This is a genomic window from Tautonia marina (assembly GCF_009177065.1).
Taxonomy (GTDB): Bacteria; Planctomycetota; Planctomycetia; order Isosphaerales; family Isosphaeraceae; genus Tautonia; species Tautonia marina.
This window is the reverse complement of record NZ_WEZF01000008.1, coordinates 108,404-131,771: the sequence shown is the minus strand read 5'-3', so window position 1 is coordinate 131,771 and position 23,368 is coordinate 108,404. Positions and strand designations below refer to the sequence as shown.

The window sequence follows — 23,368 nt, the reverse complement described above, 5'->3', positions numbered from 1 at the left end:
TCAGGGGCTCCCGATCGAGAGCAAGGTCGGGTCGGGGGCCCAGATATAGAGGAAGGTCGGCAGCTTGGCGCGGTCGAGTCCGGGGTAGCTGATCGGGAACAACTCTCCCTGGATCGGCCGGTTCGGCGTGACCGAGTAGACCGATCGGGCCGGGTCGCCGGGCCGCTTCAAGAGGACCACCTCGGCCCCGGATTCGGGGATGCCGGCCCTTGCCTCGGCCTCGGCGATGGCGTCGTCGAGGTAGCCGAGGCGATCGACGAGCCCGAGCGTCAGGGCCTCGTCGGCCGGCACGACGCGGCCATCGGCCAGAAGGTCGCGGGCGTCGTCGCCGAGATGGGGGCGGTATTCCAGAATTCGTCGGCCGAAGCGCTCGGCGAAGCGGTCGGCCATGTCCTGAAGCAGGCGGGCGGCGTCGTCGGACAGGGGTTCGGCGACATTGCCCATATTGACGAGGGGGCCGGAGGTGATCGGCTCGGCGAGGATGTTGAACTGGGCCATCGCGTCTTGAAGATTGTAACGGTTGATGAGCGCCCCGATGCCGCCCGTGACGGTCGTCGGGTGCGCGACGATTCGGTCAGCCCCGACCGCCAGATAGTAGGCTCCAGAGGTTCCCAGATCCATCAGGCAGCAGACGACCGGCAGGCCCGAGCGTTCCCGGAAGCGGCGAAGGTCCTCGGCCATGATGTCGCAGGCCGTGACAGAGCCTCCGGGGCTGTTGATCCGGATCACGATGGCCCGGACGCTCGGATCGGCCGCGATGGCGTCGAGCCGTTCCCGGAAGGCGGCGACCGGGTTTTCACCCGCCGAGTAGGGGCCGGTTGGCGCCTGGTTCAAGAGGAGGCCATCGACCTCGACCAGGGCGACCCGAGTCCCTCTCCCCCCTGCTCCGCCCGATCGAACCGGCACGGCGGCCATCGGGCCGGGGTCGGTGACGGTTGGGATCTGGACCTCGATCGGCCCCTGGACCTGCGCCGAGACGGTCGCGGCCACGTCGGCATGCCCTCGGAAGGTCGAGTCGGTGTCGAACCGCCCGACGACCGGAATGTGACCGCAACCGACCACCCCCGACAGCAGGACGACCCCCGCGATGAGAATCAGGAGCCGAGACCGGGTCAGGTTATGAAATCCCATGATCGGCACCAGGAGTTCCCCTAGGATTTTAAGACAAGGTCCGAATCCCCATCCGAGCGGGGGCGTGCCGACCGAAGCGGCTGCCGACGTGTCGGCCCCTCAATGACTTCACGTCGAACACGATTGGGGCGAGTCGCCGCGTTTTCCTTCGGTTCGGTACAATCGCAGTTATCGGCAACATGCGGATGGGACTTGTCAGCAGACTCAAGCAGCGAGAGGCGGGGAATTGTTATGACCGGAATGATCGTGAGTGTTGGTCTGGCCGTGATGATTGGGGCAGACGGCCCCGCCGCCTCGCTCGAGGCGAATGCGGTGTATGCCTCAGTCCGCGAGGAAGGATTGACTGTCGGTGGGCAGTCGATTCGGCTCGATGGACCCAGATTCACAGACGATCAAACCGCCCAGGAACAACGCGAGACGCTGCGCAGCCTGGCCGGATCGGATCGAGCGGTCGAAGGTTTGCTCCGGCCGTCGGTCACCGCGCCGTTTCTCCTCTCCCTGGAAGACCGGACGGTGGACGGAGCCACGATCCGCTCGGGCGATCTGTTCTTTGCGATCCAGGTGGATCTGGACACGATCGACCCCGACGCCCTGTTTGGTCAGGAGGAGAGCGGGCCGGTTGAAGCGGGAAACATGAGATTTGAGGTGCAGGTCCTCGACGATCCCGGCGAAGGGATCGACGGATCAGCCTCGGCTCGGTTCGTGCATTCGACCGGAAGGCTGCTCGACCGGATCGGCGTTGAGTCAACGGCTCGGGTCTCGGCGTCTCGATCGACCGATTCGGTGGTGGTCGCCTCCCGGACCGATCGGCAGTTTGACGACCATGAGCAATGGCCGAACCGTTGGTGGACGATCGAGCGGCAGGGAACCTCCGAATCAACCGGCACGCCCGAACGCTATGCCGGAGGCATCGGCTATGCCAAGCTGACGCGGTTGAAGGACGACCCGAAAACCGTGCTCGTGGAACTGCGGTTTGCGTTCGCCGAGCCGAATGCCTGGTTCAACGGCGCTCCGATTCTGCGATCGAAGTTCAGCCTGATCGCTCAGGACCAGATCCGCCGGCTTCGACGGGAGTTGAGTCGCTGAGCGATCGGGCCGGTCGCGTCTCGGCAATCAGTTGCCCAGGGCGTCATCCACGGCTTCGCCGGTTTCCTCGGCCGGGCCCTGAGGATCGAGCGTCTCCTGCACGTCCTGCGCCGCGTTGTCGAGCGATTCGCCGGCTTGCTCCGCCGGTCCTTGCTGATCGCAGCCGACTCCCAGGGTGATGGCGGCCAGCAGGGTCACGATCCAGCCGAATCCAGTTCGATGGGTCATGGTGAACACTCCGTCTTGCTGAGAAATGACGAAACCGTTGGGCAGCAACGATTTCAAGGAGGTCTTCGCCGGGGAGGAAACCAGGACCTTCCCGGTTCCGAGGCGAGGACTGAGTCACCTCTGCTCAGGCAAATCGCGGGCCATCCGGGCAAACTTTACTTGCGGCGGACTGGTCCATGCTCGTGAGCGGGTGCTTGGGAAGCGCTGGAGGGTTTCTCGGCCAGCGATCGCAGCAGGGGTTCCAGCCGATCGACGGCCTTGAGCGTCACCAGAGCCGAGGCTTCGGCGTCGCTCAGGGGGATCCGATCGCCGGGAGGAGGCCCAGTCATCGCAAAGGACCAGGACACCGGAGCCGGGCCGATCCGCCGGGTGATCTGGGCATCGAGCTGGGCATCGAAGCTTAATTCGGGAGCCAGCCGGAGGATTGCATCAGGTGGTGACGGGTTCTCCCCGAACTTCGGCCAGCAAAGGGTCGTCAAGGCTCCAGACGCAGGGTCCACGAGCAAGGCATAATGCAGGTCCACCTCACGGTGCCGGCCCTCGACCACCAGCACTGTCGGGGTCTGAAAGAGCGCGAATGTTGGCGATCGGGCGATCAGCCGCCCTCGGTTCAATTTGGCTTCGGCCGCGATGAGAACGACCCGATCAACGACTCCAAGGGTCTCGAAGGCCTCGCGAGGACCGAGTCGCGTGATGACCAGTTCCCGATCACCGACCGGCACCGCGTTTCCGACCCCCACGCGGATCAAACGAGCCGACCGGCCCCGAGGCCCCGGCGGTTCGACCTCTGCCGTGATGACGGTCCGGAATCGAGTGGCCGTCGCACTGGCCGACTCGGGAAGCGCCTCAAGATCGCCCGAGACCAGCCGAGGGACCGACCGGACGACCCGATGCGTCCAGCCTCCCGGTGGCCCCTGTCCGACCTCCGCCCCAGGTTCCAGGTGGACCAGCTCAGGCAACGCCAACGGCTCGACCGGCAACCGAGGTGCCGCATCGCCGCTACCGCAGGCAATCGGCAGCGAGAGCATTGCCAGACAGGTGATCCGGACCACATGACGCACCATAATTCCTCAGGTCCTCATCCTCTGGGAACATCCGCCGGTCGTTGCGACCAATGCACGCGACGCTTACTCTGGCTTGAATCGCCCCGTCATCACGGCGTATGGAATTGGCAATTCCTCACGATGCAACACGTCAGGCCCATTCGCCAGAATTCTGGCCCGATTGAACCAGAAATCCGAAGCAGCGAGAGACGGCCGGGGGAGTGAATGAAACAGAGTCTCGGATTGCATCTCTTGATGGCATCAGGGATTGCGGAGGAAGATCGGCCCTGTTGTGAGGCAAAAGAGCGCGTTTGGCAACCCATTCGCGTCCCACGTTCGGCAGGTCATCTTACGCATTTTCCACATGAGTTGTCGTTCACGAAAATGGAGAACTTTCGGCCGAAGCCGCACATTCTCTGTTTTTCCCAGCCATTGCATTTTTCCTAGCTTGAGTATCGGGTAAAGTTATTTTACCGCGATGTCTGGGATCACGTTGCCCTAAAGTCAAGGATGGGTGGCCAATCGAGGGACGATGATGCCCCGCCGAGAGTTTCGGGAGATCGAAGGATCAGCGTGTCGTACCGCGCCGTCGGCAATCCACCCATGAGAGAACCCATCGCGTTCGCTCGAACATTTTCAGCAAATGAGTGTTGCCGCAAATGTCGACCATGAGGAATTGGGTTGAATCGAAGGCTCGGGACGACAGGCAACAACCTCGGACAGAACTGTCTTCGAGTGGCCGAGGCGGTCGGAGTGGTGCGCAGGAGATTTCTGGAGGAATCCGAGCTGTGAGGAATACCGCTTCGAGTCAGCGTTGTCTGCATCGCATCCTTGTCTTGATTCCGAACGAGCCGGGATGGGAAGGAGCTCTGATCGCTGCGGGGCGTTCGGGGGCGCTGGGTGCGCTCGACCTCGACCGGCTCGGCTTTCTGGCCTGTCGGTCGGCGCTGGATCGGGTTCAACGGTGGATTGACCGGCCCTTCGCGGCACGCATCGAGGCTCAGAACCTCGCGCCGGAGACGTGGCCCGAGCGGCTTGAAGTGGTGATTTGCGTGGGGGATCGGTCGACTCCCTGGGATGAGGTCGTCCGCACGATCCGGCAGTCGGGTCGGGTGGCGATGGCCGAGGTGGTGGACCGCGAATCTGCGCGGGCAGCGCGAAATGCCGGGGTGGAGGGGCTGATTGTTTCGGGGCTCGAAGCCGGTGGTCGTTGCGGTACCGACTCCTCGTTGATCTTGCTTCAAGGGGTGCTGTCCGACGGCGAGACTCCCTGCTGGGTTCGGGGAGGGATTGGAAGGGATTCGGCCGCGGCTTGCGTGGGATCTGGTGCCTCGGGGGTGGTGCTCGACGGCGCGGTATTGCTGGCCCGAGAGGCACCGCTTGAGGACTCGGATCGTGCTCGGATCGCCCGGCTCGATGGCGGCGAGACCCTGGCCATTGGACCCGACGATGGTCCAATGGTTCGGATCGATTCCCTTCCCGGAAGTCCTGCCGTGGCTCGCTTGAAGGAAGCGGCCGAGGAAGGCGGAGCGCGCTGGCTTCAGGCGATCCGCGATGAGATTGGCTGGTCGCGCGGGCAGGCGAGGCCAATCGGCCAGGATGGTGCCTTCGCCTCGGCCCTGGCACACCGTTGGGTGACAGTGGGCGGGATTGTCCAGGCCGTTTCGCAAGCGATTGAGGACGGCTTGGCGGCGGCCGCGACCGCCCGGCCCCTCTCGCCCGAATCGCCGATGGCGCAGTCGCTGGGCACGCGCTTCCCGATCGTTCAGGGGCCGATGACCCGAGTCAGTGACTCGGCCCGCTTTGCCGAGGCGGTGGCCCGGGACGGCGCTCTTCCCATGCTTGCCCTGGCGATGCTTCGTGGACCGGCATCGGCCGAATTGCTGATCGAAACGGCCCGACGGCTGGAGGGCAAACCCTGGGGGGTTGGCCTGCTAGGCTTTGTCGACCCCGCCTTGCGTGCTGAGCAGATCGAGGCGATTCGGCAGGTTCGGCCCCCTTTTGCCTTGATTGCTGGCGGGAGACCGGACCAGGCGGAGGAGCTGGAACAGATTGGGATTCAGACGTTCTTGCATGCGCCGTCGCCGGGATTGCTCGGTCAGTATCTCCGCGACGGGGCCCGTCGGTTCGTGCTGGAAGGCCGCGAATGTGGTGGACACGTGGGGCCGAGGTCGAGCCTCGTGTTATGGCAACAGGCGGTCACGATCGTTCAAGAGGGAATTGAACAGGGTTGGATCAAGGAGCCGAGTGAACTGCAGCTGTTGTTCGCGGGAGGGATTCACGACGCCCGATCCGCCGCGGGCGTGGCGGCCCTGTCGGGTCCTCTTGCCCATCGAGGGGCGAAGATCGGCGTACTGGTGGGGACCGCCTACCTGTTCACGCAAGAGGCGGTTGAAACCGGAGCGATTGCGCCGAGGTTTCAGGCCGAGGCGGTGCGTTGCCAATCGACCGTCTTGCTGCCGACGGGCCCCGGCCACGAGGTCCGCGCGGTTCCGTCTCCGTTCACGGAACAGTTTGCGAGTGAGCGGAAACGCTTGATCGCCGCGGGGACCTCGGCCGAGGTGATTCAGGCCACGCTGGAAGAATTGAACGTCGGCCGCTTGCGAGTGGCGAGCAAAGGGGTCGATCGGGGCCCAGGTGCGAGAGCCCCGCTCGAACCGCTCAGCGAGGCCGAGCAGTACGCCCGTGGCCTTTACATGATCGGCCAGGTTGCCACCTTGCGCGATCGGGTTACCACGATTGCCGAATTACACGATCAGTTATGTGTGCAAAGCACAGCGCGGCTCGATCGCCCCATCGTCGAACCGGAGGCCAAAGCGCCGGCGGCGACTCCCTCGGACGTGGCAATTGTTGGCATGGCGGCGATCATGCCGGGCGCCAGGAATCTGCAAGCATTCTGGAACAACACCCTGCATGGGGTGGATGCGATTGTCGAAGTTCCTTCCGATCACTGGGATTGGCGACCCTACTACGATCCTGATGGAAAAGCCCCCGACAAGATCATCTCCAGGTGGGGCGGATTTTTGCCCGACATCCCCTTCGACCCCTTGCGATATGGGATGCCGCCGACAAGTCTTCCCTCGATCGAACCGGCTCAGTTGCTTGTGCTGGAAACGGTTCGCGCGGCGCTGGATGATGCGGGCTACTCGGATCGGCCGTTTCCCAAAGATCGCACCGCGGTTGTTCTCGGGATGGGAGGAGGTGCAGCCCAGCTCGCAATGGGATATGCGTTTCGGTCGTATTTGCCGATGCTTGAATCGATCGCTCCCGAGGCCGGTCGAGCTGTCCGCGAACAGGCTGAACACTACTTGCCCGAGTGGACGGAAGACGCCTTTCCGGGCTTTCTCTTGAATGTGACGGCCGGTCGCGTGGCGAATCGCTTCGACCTGGGAGGAGCGAATTACACCGTCGATGCCGCTTGCGGTTCCTCGCTGGCCGCAGCGAGCCTTGCCGTTCGAGAGCTGGAAACACACGCGGCCGACATGGTGATTCTGGGAGGAGCGGATACGGTTCAAAATCCGTTCACCTACCTCGCGTTCAGTAAAACACAAGCATTCTCGCCCCGAGGACGCAGCCGGCCGTTCGACGCTTCGGCCGATGGAATTGTGATCAGTGAGGGGGTCGGTGTGGTCGTGCTCAAACGACTTGCCGACGCCGAGCGCGATGGTGACCGGATTTATGCCGTGATCAAGGGGCTTGGCAGTTCCAGTGACGGCCGAGCCCGCGGTCTGACGGCTCCCAACGGCGACGGTCAGGCCCGAGCCCTGGCGAGAGCGTATGCCAAGGCGGGCGTGGCTCCGAGGAGTGTCGGATACGTCGAGGCTCATGGGACCGGCACGGCCGTGGGAGATGTGGTCGAGGTCAATGCGCTGTCCCAGTTCCTTCGCCGGGACGGCGCGGCCCCTGCATCCATTGCCGTGGGATCGGTCAAGTCGATGATTGGCCATACGAAATGCGCGGCGGGTCTGGCTGGATTGATCAACGCATCGCTGACCTTGTACCACAAGATCCTTCCGCCGACGATCGGGATTGAACGACTGAATCCCGCGGCCGATTTGCGAGACGGCCCCCTTCGCGTGTCCTCGGCCGTTCGTCCCTGGCTGCATTCCGACCCTCAGCATCCGAGGCGGGCCGGTGTCAGTGCGTTTGGCTTTGGCGGCACCAATTTTCACGCGGTGCTTGAAGCCTACGAGGCCGACCCCGCCCCCCGGCCCGATCCGCTGCACGACTGGCCTGCAGAATTGTTCGTCTGGCGATCGGAGAACCGAGAGCACTTGCTCGCGTCAATCGATCAGCTTGCTCTCCAACTCGATCAGGGGGCCTCTCCTTCTCTTCGAGATCTTGCTCATACGCTGATTCGATCGTTTCCTCCCTCCGATCGACCCCGACCGACGCTGGCAATGACGGCGACCTCGATCGAGCAGTTGCGATCGTTTCTGACCGTCGCTCGCGAGGCCATTGACCGGGGAGACGCATCCTTTCACGACCCTCGGGGAATCGCGTTCGAGGAACGACCGCCGTTCCTGGGAGCGAAGGTCGCCTTTCTCTTTCCAGGCCAGGGAGCGCAACGCCTGGACATGCTGCTTGATCTGGCGATTGCCTTTGATGAAGTTCGGAGCGGTTACGAATCCTTTGATGCAGCCCTGGTCGCCTCAGGGCGATCGCCGATTGGTCCGAAGGTGTTCCCTCCGCCGACCCTGGAAGACGCCGATCGCGAACGGGCCCGACTGGCTCTTACGGCGACCGACGTGGCTCAACCGGCCGTGGGTGCGGCGTCGGTCGGAATGCTCCGCTGCCTCGAAGCCCTGGGAATTCGCCCCGATCTGGTTGCGGGGCACAGTTACGGCGAGCTGGTTGCCTTGCATGCGAGCGGGGTGATTGATGCCAACGCCCTGGCCGAGCTTTCCGAGGCCCGAGGGCGCTTGATGATCGAAGCGGCCGGAGCTGATCGGGGCGTGATGGCTGCCCTGGCGTGTGATGCCGATCAGGCCACCGCTCTGATCGACGGACTTGACGACGTGGTGCTTGCCAACCGGAACGGACCGAGGCAATCCGTGATTGCCGGAGGCCGCGATGCCGTGAACCGCGCGATTGATCGGGCTCGGTCGCGGGGTGTCCGGACGTTCGACCTTCCGGTTGGTGCTGCCTTCCACTCGCCCCGGGTTGCGGCGGCTCGTGATCCCATGGCCGAACGCTCACGCAGTCTGTTGACCTCGTCGGCAGCGATTCCCGTCTATTCCAATTTGGATGCTCGGGTCTCTCCGGACGATCCCGCGGCAATTGCCCAGCGTCTCGGGGATCATCTCGCCTCGCCGGTCTTGTTCTCGACCATGATCGAGTCGATGAGCCAGGACGGGGCTCGGGTCTTCATCGAGTGTGGGCCCGGATCGATTCTGACTCCCCTGGTGAAGTCGATTCTCGGAGATCGCCCTCACCTGGCGGTTTCCTGCGATGTTCCGGGGAATCCGGGAATTCCAACTCTGTTGAAGACTCTGGGGAGGTTGCTCGTTGCCGGAGTCGAGATGGACGGATTGGAGCGGTTGACCCGTCGTCGGGGAGCCCGTGCCCTGCAACTCGGTCGTCTGTCCGATCAGGTCGAAGCCGTGTCGGCCTCGACCTGGCTGGTGAATGGAAGCCGCGCGCGACCGATCAAAGGTCCGGAACCGGAACGTCTGGGTATGGCTCCCGAACACTTGAAACAACGCGCAATGAGCCCGGTGTCGGAACCATCCCGTGATCTCGAATCGAAGGGGGGCATGACCGTGTCGCACCACCCGATGCCCAGCCATCCCGTCGCTCCGGTTCGCAACGGACATCCGACCGGGGAAGGACTTGGGGGAGAACGATTCAACTTGCGCACTCATGAAAGTTCGAATGGTTCTTCCCGAGTGAGCCCACCCAAGGCCAGCATCGTTGAGGGGGAATCTTCCAGGGCGATTGCCTCCACCTTGGCAAGCAACGCAGCCCGCGCAAGCGACGGTGCTCAGAACACGTTGAATTGCTCAAGCTCCGCACGGATCATGGAATCATTTCAGGAGACGATGCGTCTTTTCCTTCAGGTCCAACAAGCGACCATGCAGACCTATCTGACGGGACGGTCTGCCAGGGAGAATCGCCTCGCTTCCGGTGAAGAACCATACTCGACTGAGAGTACGCAGAATCGGGAGTCGCGGGGTACGGATCATTCCAACCGTCCCTCGTATGATTCGACGATCACGGGTGATTTTCAGGAATCACTCCTGGACGAACAACCGACGCGGCTGATTCGTCCTTCGACCGAGGATTCCCTCCCAGCGACTCGTCGAGGAGCCGAGGCGAAGCCGGTGTCACCGGTCATGGCGGCTCACTCCCCCGACGAGCTTCCGAAGAACCATGAGACACCAAATGAGTTCCCTGCTTCGCCGACCGAAGGTTCGGTGGCCCAGCGACTGATTGAGATCGTTCAGGACCGTACAGGTTATCCGGTGGAAATGCTCGGGATGAGCCTTGATCTGGAGGCGGATCTTGGGATCGACTCCATCAAACGTGTGGAAATTCTGGGAACGCTGCGCGACTCGATCGAAGGGCTTCGATCGCTCGTCGCCTCTGGTTTGATGGATGGGCTCGCACGAGCAAAAACACTGGGAGAGATCGTCGATCGAGTCGAAGAGGCGCTGGCGGAAGCTCACGAGCAACGCCCAACGGTCGAGGGGAACCATGAGTCGCACGCTGACTCCAGCCGCCGCAATGGGAAACCTCGATCGGGTGCTGAGCTGCGAGAAGAGAGGGACCAATCTCCTGCCTCCAGACCAGTTGGAGATTCGGACCAGGCAATTGTGAGTCGTGAGACACCATCGGGCGGAACACCCTTGCGACGGATGCTGTTGGAGTCCGTCGAAGCTTCTGCTGAGGCTGAAGAATCGTCGCTCGTGGAGGGAGGAACGCTCCTCATCACCGATGACGGGCGAGGAGTGGCACAATCTCTTGCAAATCAGTTCAGATCCCAGAGGTTCAAGGTGGAGCTGGTTGGGACCGACTGGGCCGATCTCTCGTCCGCAACGGCGGTGGAGGAGCGGTACGCTGAAGCTCGCGCAGGAGGTCACATCACAGGGATCATTCATGTGCAACCGATTGGTGATTCAGCTCTGGATCATGGCGATCCTGCCGTAGGGTCGTCTCGGTTGGGGGCGAGTATTCGGGCCTTGTTTTTGCTTGCTCGTGCAGCGGCGGACGATCTGGAGCGTTCGGCGCGACAGGGGGGATCGTGCCTCATCGCGGCAACCGCCATGGGAGGCTCGTTTGGTTCCCTGGAACCTCTTCCAGGTCAGTTCGTTCCGGGCCAGGGTGGCATTGCGGGTCTGGTGAAAACGTTGAGTCGGGAGTGGCCGGCGGTCCGGTCAAGAGTCGTCGATCTGGACCCGACGGAGAATCCGACCATTCTCGCCAATCACCTGATGTTCGAAGCATTGCATGACGATGGATGGCCTGAAGTCGGCTATCGGGATGGTCGTCGTGTTCGGCTTCGTGCCGTGGAACGAGAACTCTCCAATGACGATCCAGCCTTTCAAATTCACAAAGGCGAGCCGATTTTGATCACAGGGGGTGCTCGTGGAATCACCTCCGCGGTCGCCGTCGAACTGGCGAGGGCCTGGAAACCAACCCTCCTGCTCGTTGGGACGAGCCCGATACCCGCGGAGCGAGAATCGCAGGAAACCGTGGGGATCGACTCTGCGGCTGCCTTGAAAGCCATCCTGCTCGAGCAGGCGCGGCGAGGCGGCCGCTCGATTGGTCCGTCGGACCTGGAGCAATCGTATCGGTCAGTCTTGCGTGCCCGTGAGATTCGCTCCACCATCGACCGCATTCGGGCCGAGGGAGCTGCCGTGGAGTATGCCCAGGTGGATGTGCGCAATGCCGAGGCATTGCAGCAAGTGCTTCATGGTTGGAAGCGGAGATTCGGAGATCCGGTCGGATTCATTCATGGAGCCGGTGTGATCCATGACAAGTTGCTTCGTGACAAAACTCCCGATTCGTTTGATCGTGTCCTCGGAACCAAGATCGATGGCGCGTTGAACCTCGCCCGATTGCTCCAGGGAGAATCGCTCCGCTTCTCGGCGCTCTTTTCCTCGGTTGCGGGCCGGTTTGGCAATCAAGGTCAGTCCGACTACGCCGCAGCAAATGAAGTCTTGAACAAGCTCGCGCTCTGGCTCGATCGCCAATGGCCGGGGCGGGTCGTCTCAATCAACTGGGGGCCTTGGGCCGGAGTCGGAATGGTCTCTGAACTCCAGGAGCATCTCGGCCGTCGGGGACTGGGCATGATCGATCCAGAAGTTGGATGCAAGGCGCTCCTGGATGAGCTTCTCTTTGGCCGTAAAGGAGAGGTGGAGGTCATTCTGGCTTCAGACCTCGGCGGACTCGATGCTCCCGTCGATCGCCCCGACTGGCTGCGACTGGGAGCAGGTCGATGAGTCGGAGATCTCGACCGCTCGATGTGGCGATCGTGGGCATGGCCTGTCGATTCGCGGGAGCCACGAATCTGTTCCAGTTCTGGCAGAATGTTCTGGAGGGGCGGACGTCCATCTCCGAGGTTCCCTCTCATCGCTGGGATGCAAACACCTTTTACGATCCTGAATCTTCTGCAAGTGATCGAGTGAAGGGGCGCCGGGGAGGATACCTGGATGAGCCGATCCTGATGGATCCGGGTTCGCTCGGGGTGATGCCGAGAACGTTGGAGGGGGGGGAACCCGAGCAGTTCCTCGTCCTCGATGCCGCTCGATCAGCGTTATCCGATGCCGGCTATCCGGAGGGAGTTCAGGATGGTCGACGAGTCGAGGTGGTGATTGGTCGAGGGAATTATTTCAATCGAGGAAATCTGACCCGATTACAGCACGGGCGAGTGTTGGCTCAAACGCTGGCGATTCTGAATGCTCTGCATCCCGAGTGGTCGGACGCGGATCGGGATGCCGTTCGGTCTGAGCTGAAGCGGACCCTCCCACCCTTCGAGTCGGCGACGATCCCTGGTCAGATCACCAATGCGACTGCGGGGCGCGTGAGTCATCGACTGGGATTGACCGGCGCGAGCTACGTGGTCGATGCAGCCAGTGCCTCTGCGCTGGTCGCACTTGATCTAGGAGCGAATGCCCTGAGGTCGAAACGGGCCGATCTGGTTATCGTGGGGGGAGTGTACATCGAAGCGGATGTGGACTTTCCGATGGTCTTCTCGCAACTCGGTGTGCTTTCCCGATCGGGAGAATCGCGACCGTTTGCCGAGGATGCCGATGGTCTCGTACCGGGTGAAGGTGTCGGGGTTCTGGTGCTCAAGCGTTTGCGCGATGCTGAGCGAAACCGAGATCGGATTTATGCCGTCCTCAAAGGTGTTGGCCTGTCGAGTGACGGGCGTGGCCGAGGCCTGGCCTCGCCGGACGCGAAGGGGCACGTTCGGGCGATCCGTCGCGCGTATCGCCAATCGAGTGTCGAACCCGCATCGGTCGAACTGATCGAGGGGCATGGGCTCGGAGTCCCGGCAGCCGATCGCGCGGAACTGAAGGCTCTGTACGCCGTATTTCCCCCGACGGAATCCGGAACGACTCGGGTCCTCGGCGCTGCCTCTGCCCTGATTGGGCACCCAATGCCGGCCGCAGGCATGGCCGGAGTCATCAAGGCGGCCCTCGCGCTGCACCATCGCGTGCTCCCTGCCAGCCCTGATGTGGGTGAACCTCACGCATTGCTGCGGAAGGCAGAAGATCGGTTCGAACGGAACCCCACAAGTCGCCCGTGGATACAAGGAGGCAAGACGCCTCGACGAGCGGGAGTGAACGCATTCGGGTTTGCGGGGATCAATGGTCATGCCGTTCTGGAAGCACATCCGTCTTCGGATCATCAGGTGCCGGGTGCCCTGCTTCGCTGGCCCGATGAAACGATTTTGATTGCCGAGCCGAACCGGAATGCAATGGTGGATCGGGTTCGTACCCTGGCTCGTCAGTTGCGTCGTCGTTCAGATTGGGACTTGAAAGACCTGGCCGCAACCTTGAATGCCGAGGCGGTGCATTCAGGACACGCCAGCCGACTGGGAATGGTTGTCGAGAATGTTGACGCATTGATTGATCGGCTTGAATCAATCGGTGAGCGTCTCTCCGATCCGAATCGGGAGTCCATTCGAGACACGAAAGGAGCCTACTACTGGGAGCGGCCTCTTGGCCGAGAGGGGGGGCTGGCGTTTCTCTTTCCTGGAGAAGGGTCGCAATATCCCGGCATGCTTGCGGATCTCTGTATGCACTTCCCTGAAGTCCGGATTCCGTTCGATCGAATTGATCGGATGGCACACGATTCGGGCTCGATCGAACCGCCGAGCGGCCGACTCTTCCGCCAGGACCGCCAGGATGATGCAGGGCTCTGGGAAACCTCCACTGCCGTCCATATCGTGCTTGCCGCACAGTGGGCGATCTATCAACTCTTGCTTCGGCTCGGGTTACGACCTGATGCTCTGTGCGGACACAGTAGCGGAGAGTTCCCTGCGCTTGTGGCCGCGGGAGTCATTGCAGACGACGATCAACTCGAAGGACGATTTAACGATCTTGCATCGGTTTTCTCTGAGCTTGAGCGGTCTGGAGTGATTCCAGAGGCTCGAATGATCGGTGTGGCAACGCATCGAGAGCGCATCGAACGGATCGTGAAGGAAAATGCGATCCCAATGGCGATTGCCGTCGATAATTGCCCACATCAAGTGCTGCTTGTCGGTGCGCCACAGGTTGCTCGTACGATGGCAGATCGGTTGAAAGCCGAGGGGATCGGTTGTGAGGAGCTTCCCTTCACCAGGGCATATCATACCGAAGTCTTTTCCGCCGCTCTTGCGCCAATTCGAGCATTTTTTGAATCGATCCCCATGCGATCCCCCGAGGTGCCGGTTTATTCCTGTTGCGTTGCTGGTCGTTTTCCTGACTCGGTCCAGAAGGCTCGTCACCTTGCGATTGCTCAATGGACCAAACCCGTCGAGTTTCGCCAGACGGTCGAAACCATGTATGCCGATGGCCTTCGACTCTTTGTTGATGTCGGAGGGCGCGGAAATCTTGCGGCCTTTGTCGAGGATACGCTTCGCGGTCGTCCATCGTTCGCGGTGGCGGCGAATGTTCCGAGGCGATCCGGAATCACCCAGTTGAATCATCTGGTCGCGTCACTCTTTGCGCAAGGGGTCTCCATCGACCCGAAGGTCCTCACGTCGCGCCGGCGACCACAGCACGTTGATCTCGATCAGGAGGTCCAGACTCCGGCACCGAGGGTGGCGCTTCGCCTCGGCTTCCCTGAAATGCAACTTTCGGACGAGTTGGCTTCGGCGCTCCGTGGGCAACAGGAGCCGAAAGAGATCGAGCTACCCCTCTCAAATCTCTCGGATTTCTCAGATCTCTCGAATCGCCTTATGTTCGAGATGAGTGAGCCCACTCCGTTCTCGCATCAATCGGGTGACGTCGATGGGCATTTGTGTGACGATGACGCGATTCGGTCATACTTTCGCACAATGAACTCCTTTCTGGAAACTCAAAAACGCGTACTTTCCTGTGCTCTGAATTCTGAAATGTTGCCTCCGCTGCGGGGAGAGGTGGATCTGCTTGAGAACGGTGCGGTTCAGGTAGACCGTGCTGCACATCAGGCCGACGGGGATGAATCCCCACGAACCACGGAGCAGAACGAGAGGGGTGGTCTCCCCATAACGACGGCAAACGGTGTCCCCGTTTCCAGAAACGGGATAATCGAACCATCCGGAGAGCGTGCCGAGTGGGTCGAATGGCGCGTGCTCGATGCGATGAAGGATCCTGTGGCCGAGCATCATACGTTTGGAGGTCGGCGCATCTCGGCGGTCGATCCTGGGATGAAGGGACTGCCGGTCTTACCCTTCACCATCATGGCGGAAATGCTCGCTCACGCCGCAGCGAATCATGCTGGTAACGGCGTCCTGATTGGTTTGAGAGACGTTCGGGCTCGGCGCTGGATTCGCTATGAAGAGGTGCCGATCCGGCTTGAAATTCGAATTTCGAAAATCCCCAACACGCTCAATTCGTTTCATGCGGCCCTCTTTGATCGAGGACCTGTTGATGGGCCTGCTCGAGATCTTGATCGACCGGAAGTCGAGGCCCTTCTGGATTTTGGAGCACGACGATCTGATCCTCCTCCCCCTCGTCCGTTCGACCTGGGGGAACATGCCACCCCGACTCGATTCACGGCCGAGTCGATTTATTCGGAGCAATGGCTGTTTCACGGACCGGCGCTCCAGGCCGTCGTCGGGATAGGAGACGCTTCGAATCAAGGGATCGAAGGGGTCTTACGTGTACTCCCGCTCCGAGCCATTCAAGAAGATCCCACGGCACCACCTCCCTTGACGAACCCCATTGTCCTGGACGCGTTTACTCATTTGCTGGGCTGCTGGGGCCTTGATCAGCTGCCGGAAGGAGATGTGATCTTTCCTCTCCGGCTCGGCTCACTTCGCATTTTTGGTCATGATCCAGTCGAGGGAACCGACCTGGTTTGCCGAATCGCGGTCAAAGAGATCGATCGACTCCGGGTGATGGTTGATGCTGAGATCCTTCTGCCCGATGGGCGAGTCTGGATGCAGCTTGATGACTGGGAAGATTGGCGGTTCTACTGGCCGCCGCGCTATCGCGATGTCTTCCGCCAACCCGATCGTGAACTCCTCGGCGAGGCCCTCGAGTTACCTGAGTTGGGGTCCGACAGCGTTGCCGTCTGGCTGCAGCCACCCGAGGACATGGGCAAGCCCATCTGGCGAGACGTCCTGGAATATGTGCAGCTGTCTCCCGAGGAACGAGCGGGATGCCTCCAGCCGTCCGGACCCGAAGAGCGTCGGACCTTGCGACTCTGGGGACGGATCGCGGCGAAGGAGACTGTGCGTCGGCTCTGGCTCCGCGACGGACGCCCCCCAGAATACCCGGCGGATCTGACGATTGAGCCTGACAGTTATGGGCGGCCGTGGATTCGTTCGCGAAGAACGCCCGATCATGGCGACCTCCCGGCGCTTTCCATCGCTCACACTCAGGGAGTTGCCGTGGCCCTGGCAAACCGGTCGCCTCACGCGATCGTCGGCATCGATGTGGAGCGGGTTGTCCCCCGATCGGCGTCGTTCGAGGAGCTGGCCTTCACCGACCAGGAACGAAGGCTGCTCGACCAGATCGGTCGAGACGGCCGTTCGGCCTGGATCGCTCGGTTCTGGTGCGCGAAGGAAGCCGTGGGCAAGGTGACGGGGCGAGGAATGGTTGCCGGCCCCTCAAGTGCCGAGGTGGTGGCGGTAGATGCCCAAAACGGTTGGATCACCGTGCGTCTCAATACCGACCTGGCAGAGCTTCGACCGGACCTCGCAGACGAACCGTTCAGGGTCGGAACGGCAATTCGAGATAATTATGCCATCGCATGGTTTTCCAGGGCGGAGTGTCGCCGATGAATGAATCCGAGATCCTTGATGATCTGGCTCGTGTCCTCTCAGATTTCCAGGGACGAGAATACTCCGATCCCATTGGTTCCGAAACTCGGTTTTTCGCCGACCTCGGCCTCGCGTCGATCGACGCGGTGGTTCTCGGGGAAACACTCCAGGCACACTATGGCCGACCACTTCCGTTCGGAGAATTGATGGCCGAGCTTGGCCGACGCGAGAATCGCGATCTGTCGATGGGTGAACTTGCCGCGTTCCTGGCCCGATACCTCCACGATTGAGCGGAGTCCGATCCGATGCCACACCGAGCGGTCAATGGGCTCAGGCTTCACGTTCAGCAGGCCGGTGAAGGGCCTGATGTGATTCTGATTCACGGGGTCACGGGTGATCTTTCGATCTGGTTCCTTTGCCGGGCCATGCAGGCGCTTGCCGCCGATTATCGCGTCACCGCCTTTGACCTGAGAGGGCATGGCTACAGCGAGGTCACACCCTCGGGGTACACATCGGCCGATCATGCGGCCGATGTCCTCGCGCTGATGGATGAGATCGGGGCCGATCGTGCCCGGATCGTGGGGCATAGCTTCGGAGCGGTCATCGCCGCCCATACGGCCGTACTTGCGCCAGATCGAGTGGAGGCCGTGGTCCTGTCCGACCCGTATTTTCCGGCTCTGCGTCATCTGGAAGACGTGAGCCGCTGGGGCCACTGGCAAAATTTTCGTCGCGAGGCGGAAGATGCGGGAGTCATTCTTTCTGATGAACATTGGTACGATCTCGGTCAATTTTTTGATCAAGTTTTGCATTTGAGTGACGATGACATGCTGAAGTTCCGTCGGGCTGTCGGCTTGCCAGGAACGGAACGTTTGCTTCGCCTTTGTCAAACGACCTGTGGCGAGGATACGAAGGTGGAGGCAGGATTGACCGTTGACCGGATCGGTTCGATTCATGTTCCGGTGCTCGCGCTGTATGGGGAAGCCTCTCCGTTTCTGGCAACGGCCGATTATCTGGTGGAGCACTTACCCGACTGTCGGCGGGCTCTCGTACCCGGCGCGCGGCATCGGGCACCGGAAGAGAACCCCGAGGCGTTTCTGGCGGCCTTGACGAGCTTTCTGGAGTCGGTCGATTCCGCCCGGGCGATGGGAGACGCTCAATGAGCCATCGCCTGGCCGAGACGATCTATCTCACGGGAGCGGGCCGAGGAATCGGCCGAGCGACGGCGTTGGCACTTGCTGCGCGGGGATATCGTCTGGGTTTGATCGATCGGGACGCAGAAGGTCTCCGAGAGGTGGCCGAGCGGCTCGATTCGTCCGGGTGCCATCATGCGGTTCGATGTGCCGACGTCACTGATTTGGCTTCGGTCCGCGCGGCAACGGCGGAACTCGATTCCAAAGTTGGGCCGCCCGACGTGCTGGTCGCCTGCGCGGGCGTTGGGGGGCTGACCTTACTGCCCGACCTTCAGCCCGAGGCTTTGCGGACCATGCTGGATGTCAACGTGGTGGGGGTTGCTCATGCAATTGACGCGGTTCTTCCTGGTATGATCGCACGAAAACGTGGGCATTTGGTCGGAATTTCCAGCGTTGCCGGCTACCGCGGTATGCCCTGGATGGCGGCATACTCGGCTTCGAAAGCTGCGCTGACGACCTATCTTGAAGGACTCCGGCCTGCCTTGAAACGTCGAGGAGTGACCATCACCACGGTCTATCCAGGCTTCGTCCGCACGGCGATGACAGAGGGAACACCGTTTCGCCGCCCGATCCGGATGATGGAGCCTGAGCAGGCGGCAGCCTATCTCGTTCGGGCGATCGAACGGAGGCCTCGTGATGCGGTGTTCCCGTTCGGGACCGCGCTGGGCATGGGGTTCCTTCGACGAATGCCCGGTCGGGTTTACGACTGGATGATGGATCGTGCTGGTCCCGAAGCGTTGACGGTTGAGTTCTGAGCCGATCAAGACTCTCGGAAGCGAGTGCTGTTTCATGTTGCATGCGTCTCCGCCATCCTCCAACTCGGTGTCGAGCCTGGCGGGATTGCTGCGCTGTCTTGAGTGTCGATCGCCGCTCAACAGTCGGGAATCCTGCCCGACGTGTGGGCGTTCGTTTCCGGAACGGGAAGGGCTGATCGAGGCCATTGGACCACTGTCGGGACGAAATGCGATTACGGAAGCCTTTTACGGAGGGCAAGGCTGGCAACGATTTCGCCCGTGGGAACGGGCTTTCCTCGGTTTGCAAGGGGGAAACCATCGGGCCCGTAAACCGATCATTGCGCACCTGCCGCATGATGCCTCGATTCGCCTTCTGGAGGTCGGAATCGGCGACGGCGACAACCTGAAATTGCTTCCGAACACCTGGGAGGTCCTGGGGGTCGATCATACGAAGTCCCGGCTGGAGGCCTGCCTCCGAAGGTTCCCGAACATGTCGGGTCGACTCGTCCTGGCCGAGGCCGAGGCATTGCCGATCGTCGATGCAAGCGTTGATGCGACTCTTTGCGTGGGAGGCTTTACCATGTTCAGCGACCATGCCGCCGCGCTCCGAGAAATGCGCCGAGTGACCAAACCTGGTGGGCCGGTGGTGGTGGCCGACGAGGTCCCCTGGCTCTGCCGGTTTGGCATTGGGCACCTGATCGGGATTCCTCGAATCGATGCGGCGTGGCTTCGGTGGCTCGGGCTGGAGGATGCCTTTATCGACATGGTTTTTTCGCTTCCTCAGGACCTTGGCTCAATCGCCGAGGCCGCGCTTCCGGGAGTCGAACGGCATCGGATCTGGGGTGGCCTGGGGTACTGCTTTGTTCATCGAGGGTGACGATCGGCCCGGCGTGATCGGCTTTGACGAGGGGGGGGAGAGAGTGATGTCGACCGTGGTTTCCAGTCCAAAAACCGATTGGCATGCGCACGTGTGGCGATGCGTTTCCTGTGGGGCCGACGCCACCGATCCCGGAGACGGTGGCCCGATCGTCTGCCCCTCCTGTGGACATCAGTATCCGATCCGAGACGGGATCGTGGTGGTCAGGGAATCGGTCACGGCCAATAACGAGGTCGCTCAGTCGTTTTACAACAGTCCACTCTGGCCCAAGTTCCGCTTCTGGGAGTGGTTCACGTTTATCAATCTTGGTGGGGAACGACGGGCGCGTTCTCGCGTGTTGAAGCACTTGCCTCAGGGAGAGAATCTCAAACTTCTCGATATTGCGATCGGAGACGGTGTCTATCTCCCCTGGCTCCCCGAAAGCTGGTCGGTTGTCGGAGTCGACGTCTCGGACGTCCAGCTTGACGCTTGCCTGAAGAAGAACGCGGTCGGACGCGATGTCACCCTCGTTTTGGGAGAAGCCGAGGATCTGCCTGTCCGGGACAATCAGTTTGACGCCGCGTTAAGCATCGGGGCGTTCAACTATTTTAACGATCCCGAACAGGCCCTCCGGGAAATGGTTCGGGCCGTGAAGCCGGGGGGCTTGATCGTCGTTTCCGACGAGGTGCCCGACCTGACCGATTATCTTCCGTTCCGCAAGATCGGTCTGGCGGGCGTGGAGCGTTGGTTGGTTTCTCGTTTCATGAACCTCGGAGATGAATTCACCGAGATGGTCGAGCGGCACCGGGAACTCGACGTCGAGGCGATTGCCCGCCGCGTCCTGACCGATTGTCAGTTCGAGCGCATCTGGCGAGGGGTTGGTTATGTGTTCGTCGGTCGTGCGCCCGAATGATTCGGGGAACGAGGCCATCCGACATCGTGGTGTGAGGGCTCGTCGATGGGATACTTGCGGTTGATTGTCCGCAACTTGCGAGGCCGCCCGGCCCGGACGGTCTTGACGGTCCTCGGCCTGGCGGTCGCGGTTTCGGCGGTGATGCTGCTGACGGGCATTTCGTGGGGGTTTGAGCAGTCGTTCCTGGCGATTTATCGAGCGCGAGAAATCGACCTGATCGTCGTCCGCGCCGGGATCAGCGATCAACTTTCGAGCAACCTGGACCAGACACTGCAGCAGGAGATCCGCAAGATCCCCGGCGTGGCCTCGGTGGCTCCCTCGCTTATGGACGCTGTCTCCTTCGAAGAGGCGAATCTCGTCAGCGTCCTGGCCAACGGCTGGGAGCCGGGCGGATTACTGATCGAGGGTCTGAGGATTCTCGAAGGGCGGCCGCTCGATCCGTCCGATGGTCGGCAGGTTCTCCTCGGTCGGGTCCTGGCCTTGAACCTGAGCAAAGGCGTGGGAGACTCGGTCGACATCGCCGGAGAAACGTTTCAGGTGATCGGGATTTACGAAAGCGATAGTTTGTTCGAGTCGGGTGGTCTGGTCATGCCCTTGCCCGAGCTTCAGCGCATGATGGGGCGTGAAGGCCAGGTGACGGGGTTTGTCATTGTGGCCGACCCCAAGACCGACCCACGTGCCCTGGGCCGTGAGGTCGAGCGCCGGGTGCCTGGCGTGGCGGCGATCCCGGCCCGAGACTACGTGCAGGGGAATCTACAACTCCGGCTTGCCCGAGCGATGGCCAGCGCCACGACCATCATCGCCCTGGTGCTCGGGTCGATTGGCCTGTTGAACACGATGGCGATGGCCGTCACCGAGCGCACGGGAGAGATCGGCCTTTTGCGGGCCCTGGGCTGGCGACGGAGCCGGATCATTCTGCTCCTGATGGGAGAAGCGGCGGGGCTTGGCCTGCTCGGGGTGATGGGGGGAACCGTCCTTGCGATTGCGGGAGCCAGGGCCCTGGTGCTTTCGCCCACGTCCCGGGGCTTCATCGAGCCGAACCTGTCGCCAATGATCCTGGGGATCGGCGTGGCGCTCGGCATCGGATTGACCTTGCTCGGCGGCCTCTATCCGGCTGTCCGGGCTTCTCGGCTGGAACCGACCGAGGCGCTTCGCCATGACTGAGCACGATTCGAACGGCCAGACTGTCCCCCCCTTGCTCCGGGGCGATTCCTTGGTCAAGACCTACCCCGATGGTGACGTCCAGGCGCTTCGAGGGGTCTCGGTTGCGGTGGGATCGGGAGAGTTCGTGGCGATCACCGGGCCTTCGGGATGCGGCAAGAGCACCTTGCTGCATGTGCTTGGTGGGCTCGATCGGCCAACTTCGGGCACGGTCTATTACAAGGGGACCCCTCTTTCGGGGATCGACCTCGATCGGTATCGGGCGTGCGAGGTCGGCTTCGTCTTCCAGGCGTTTCATCTGATCTCGACCCTAACGGCCCTGGAAAACGTGCAGGTGCCCATGTTCCCTGGGGGCCGCCCCCGCTCCCAGCGCCCCGAAGTGGCTCGCAAGCTCCTGGACGAGGTGGGCTTGCCGCATCGGATGGGGCATCTGCCCCGAAGTCTTTCCATCGGAGAACGGCAACGGGTGGCGATCGCCCGAGCCCTGGCGAACGAGCCCGCTCTCCTCCTGGCCGACGAGCCGACCGGGAACCTCGACTCACGATCTCAGCAAGAAATCCTCGACCTGCTGGCAAGACTCCGGGCCGAGCGGTCGATTACCCTCCTGATCGTGACGCATAGTCCCGAGGTCGCCGCCGCGGCCGATCGTGAAGTTCGGATGAGAGACGGACAGATCGTCGAATCCTGATCGGATGGCCGATTCCGGTCACGCGAGACGAGCCGGTTCCCCCCCCTTCGAAGAAGTTCGTCGGGAACGTGTCGCCGGCGCTCGTCTGATTGCGAGTGACGAGGAAGACACCTTCAAGGAACTGCGTTCGTTCTGAGCGCCTGGCGTCGTAATTTTTTCAATGAGGGGCTTTTTGAACGGTGCGATCGAACAAATTCTTCGCACCGACGTAAAAAGCTCCAAAAGATTCACCCGTGCCGAGCGTATACACTGAGGGTGATCGACCTCAGCCGTTTCGAAACGCGTCTGAGAACCTGACGGCCCGTTGGAGTGTCTCTTGTTTCGAGCCAAGCGGCTTGCCCCATGTCGGGTGGTGTCGGCAAGGCTGAATCGTGTGAAGGACTGTTCCCATGCCAAAACAATCTTCTTTCAAAAACGAGGCTGATGCCCCCGCAGCCGCATTACGGAAGCTCGCTTCCCAGGCGTATCGGGTCTTGCGAGACGAGGCACCGCAAGACCGGTGCGAAGTCCTGTCCTTGCTCGACCAGATCGGCGAGGTCCGGCAGGTGTTCGAGTCCGAAGCCAACGCTCAGCTGCTCCACTGGTTCGACCAACTGGAAGTCCAGGTGGGCGGCTTGCTTGACGACAGCGATTCGGACGTGATGTATCCCTCGGCCGATCCCTCGCACTGTCATGGGGTTGGCGTCGCCTGACGCCCGGAGTCGGTGCCGATTCGATCGGCCTGACTCCGAAGCCCTTGCCACTGCGACAGCCCTGCCTTTGCCTTGCCTTGCCTTGCTCGTTTGCCTCGCCTTGCTCGCCCGCCTCAAGCTCCTTCCTCTCGGGTCGAACACGCCGGACACAATCCTTTGGACGGGTCGTTTTGAGTGGACCTGCGACCTCGGACCGCGCTCGGGAAGCAAGTGCGGTCCTCGGGGCCTTTCCCGTTGGCACATGCGA

The 23,368-nt window shown here is 61.8% G+C and carries 14 protein-coding genes; 11 read left to right on the top strand and 3 right to left on the bottom strand.

The genetic code is table 11. The features are described from left to right. Complete coding sequence (locus GA615_RS11655; RefSeq protein WP_152051471.1) at positions 1 to 1,131, bottom strand: S49 family peptidase; 1,131 nt, start codon at positions 1,129 to 1,131, stop codon at positions 1 to 3. Between the two features lie 231 nt (positions 1,132 to 1,362). Between GA615_RS11655 and GA615_RS11650 the strand changes: the two genes are divergently transcribed. Next, a complete protein-coding gene (locus tag GA615_RS11650; protein ID WP_152051470.1) occupies positions 1,363 to 2,217 on the top strand; it encodes a hypothetical protein in 855 nt (284 codons plus the stop codon). A 27-nt stretch (positions 2,218 to 2,244) separates the two neighbouring features. Here the strand turns inward: GA615_RS11650 and GA615_RS11645 are convergent, their stop codons facing one another. Further along, complete coding sequence (locus tag GA615_RS11645) at positions 2,245 to 2,445, bottom strand: hypothetical protein (protein WP_152051469.1); 201 nt, start codon at positions 2,443 to 2,445, stop codon at positions 2,245 to 2,247. A gap of 155 nt (positions 2,446 to 2,600) precedes the next feature. Then, positions 2,601 to 3,509 carry a hypothetical protein gene (locus GA615_RS11640; protein ID WP_152051468.1) on the bottom strand — a complete coding sequence of 303 codons (909 nt, stop codon included), beginning with the start codon at positions 3,507 to 3,509 and terminating at the stop codon, positions 2,601 to 2,603. Between the two features lie 767 nt (positions 3,510 to 4,276). On the opposite strand from GA615_RS11640, the gene GA615_RS11635 reads away from it, so the two are divergent. The 10 genes from GA615_RS11635 to GA615_RS11590 all read left to right on the top strand — a co-directional run bounded on the left by GA615_RS11635 (position 4,277) and on the right by GA615_RS11590 (position 23,121). Continuing rightward, complete coding sequence (locus tag GA615_RS11635; RefSeq protein ID WP_235905358.1) at positions 4,277 to 11,932, top strand: type I polyketide synthase; 7,656 nt, start codon at positions 4,277 to 4,279, stop codon at positions 11,930 to 11,932. Further along, positions 11,929 to 16,908 carry a type I polyketide synthase gene (locus GA615_RS11630; RefSeq protein ID WP_152051466.1) on the top strand — a complete coding sequence of 1,660 codons (4,980 nt, stop codon included), beginning with the start codon at positions 11,929 to 11,931 and terminating at the stop codon, positions 16,906 to 16,908. Before GA615_RS11635 ends, GA615_RS11630 begins: the two co-directional genes overlap by 4 nt. Continuing rightward, a complete protein-coding gene (locus tag GA615_RS11625) occupies positions 16,905 to 17,177 on the top strand; it encodes an acyl carrier protein (protein WP_152051465.1) in 273 nt (90 codons plus the stop codon). Before GA615_RS11630 ends, GA615_RS11625 begins: the two co-directional genes overlap by 4 nt. 15 nt (positions 17,178 to 17,192) lie before the next feature. Further along, a complete protein-coding gene (locus tag GA615_RS11620) occupies positions 17,193 to 18,047 on the top strand; it encodes an alpha/beta fold hydrolase (RefSeq protein WP_152051464.1) in 855 nt (284 codons plus the stop codon). Then, the gene (locus GA615_RS11615) at positions 18,044 to 18,832 is read left to right on the top strand and encodes an SDR family NAD(P)-dependent oxidoreductase (RefSeq protein ID WP_152051463.1); all 789 of its coding nucleotides are present in this window, start codon (positions 18,044 to 18,046) and stop codon (positions 18,830 to 18,832) included. Before GA615_RS11620 ends, GA615_RS11615 begins: the two co-directional genes overlap by 4 nt. A 34-nt stretch (positions 18,833 to 18,866) precedes the next feature. Further along, on the top strand, positions 18,867 to 19,688 hold the full coding sequence (locus GA615_RS11610; protein WP_152051462.1) for a class I SAM-dependent methyltransferase: 822 nt from the start codon (positions 18,867 to 18,869) through the stop codon (positions 19,686 to 19,688). A 46-nt stretch (positions 19,689 to 19,734) separates the two neighbouring features. After that, positions 19,735 to 20,580, top strand: a complete 846-nt coding sequence (locus GA615_RS11605) for a methyltransferase domain-containing protein (RefSeq protein ID WP_152051461.1) — start codon at positions 19,735 to 19,737, stop codon at positions 20,578 to 20,580. A 45-nt stretch (positions 20,581 to 20,625) separates the two neighbouring features. After that, positions 20,626 to 21,744: an ABC transporter permease gene (locus tag GA615_RS11600; RefSeq protein ID WP_152051460.1), complete on the top strand. Its 1,119-nt coding sequence runs from the start codon at positions 20,626 to 20,628 to the stop codon at positions 21,742 to 21,744. Continuing rightward, positions 21,737 to 22,429 carry an ABC transporter ATP-binding protein gene (locus GA615_RS11595; RefSeq protein WP_152051459.1) on the top strand — a complete coding sequence of 231 codons (693 nt, stop codon included), beginning with the start codon at positions 21,737 to 21,739 and terminating at the stop codon, positions 22,427 to 22,429. The genes GA615_RS11600 and GA615_RS11595 overlap by 8 nt, the downstream gene beginning before the upstream one ends. Before the next feature lie 389 nt (positions 22,430 to 22,818). Next, positions 22,819 to 23,121 (top strand): hypothetical protein, encoded by a 303-nt coding sequence (locus GA615_RS11590; RefSeq protein WP_152051458.1) that lies wholly within the window; start codon positions 22,819 to 22,821, stop codon positions 23,119 to 23,121. Positions 23,122 to 23,368: the final 247 nt, after the last annotated feature.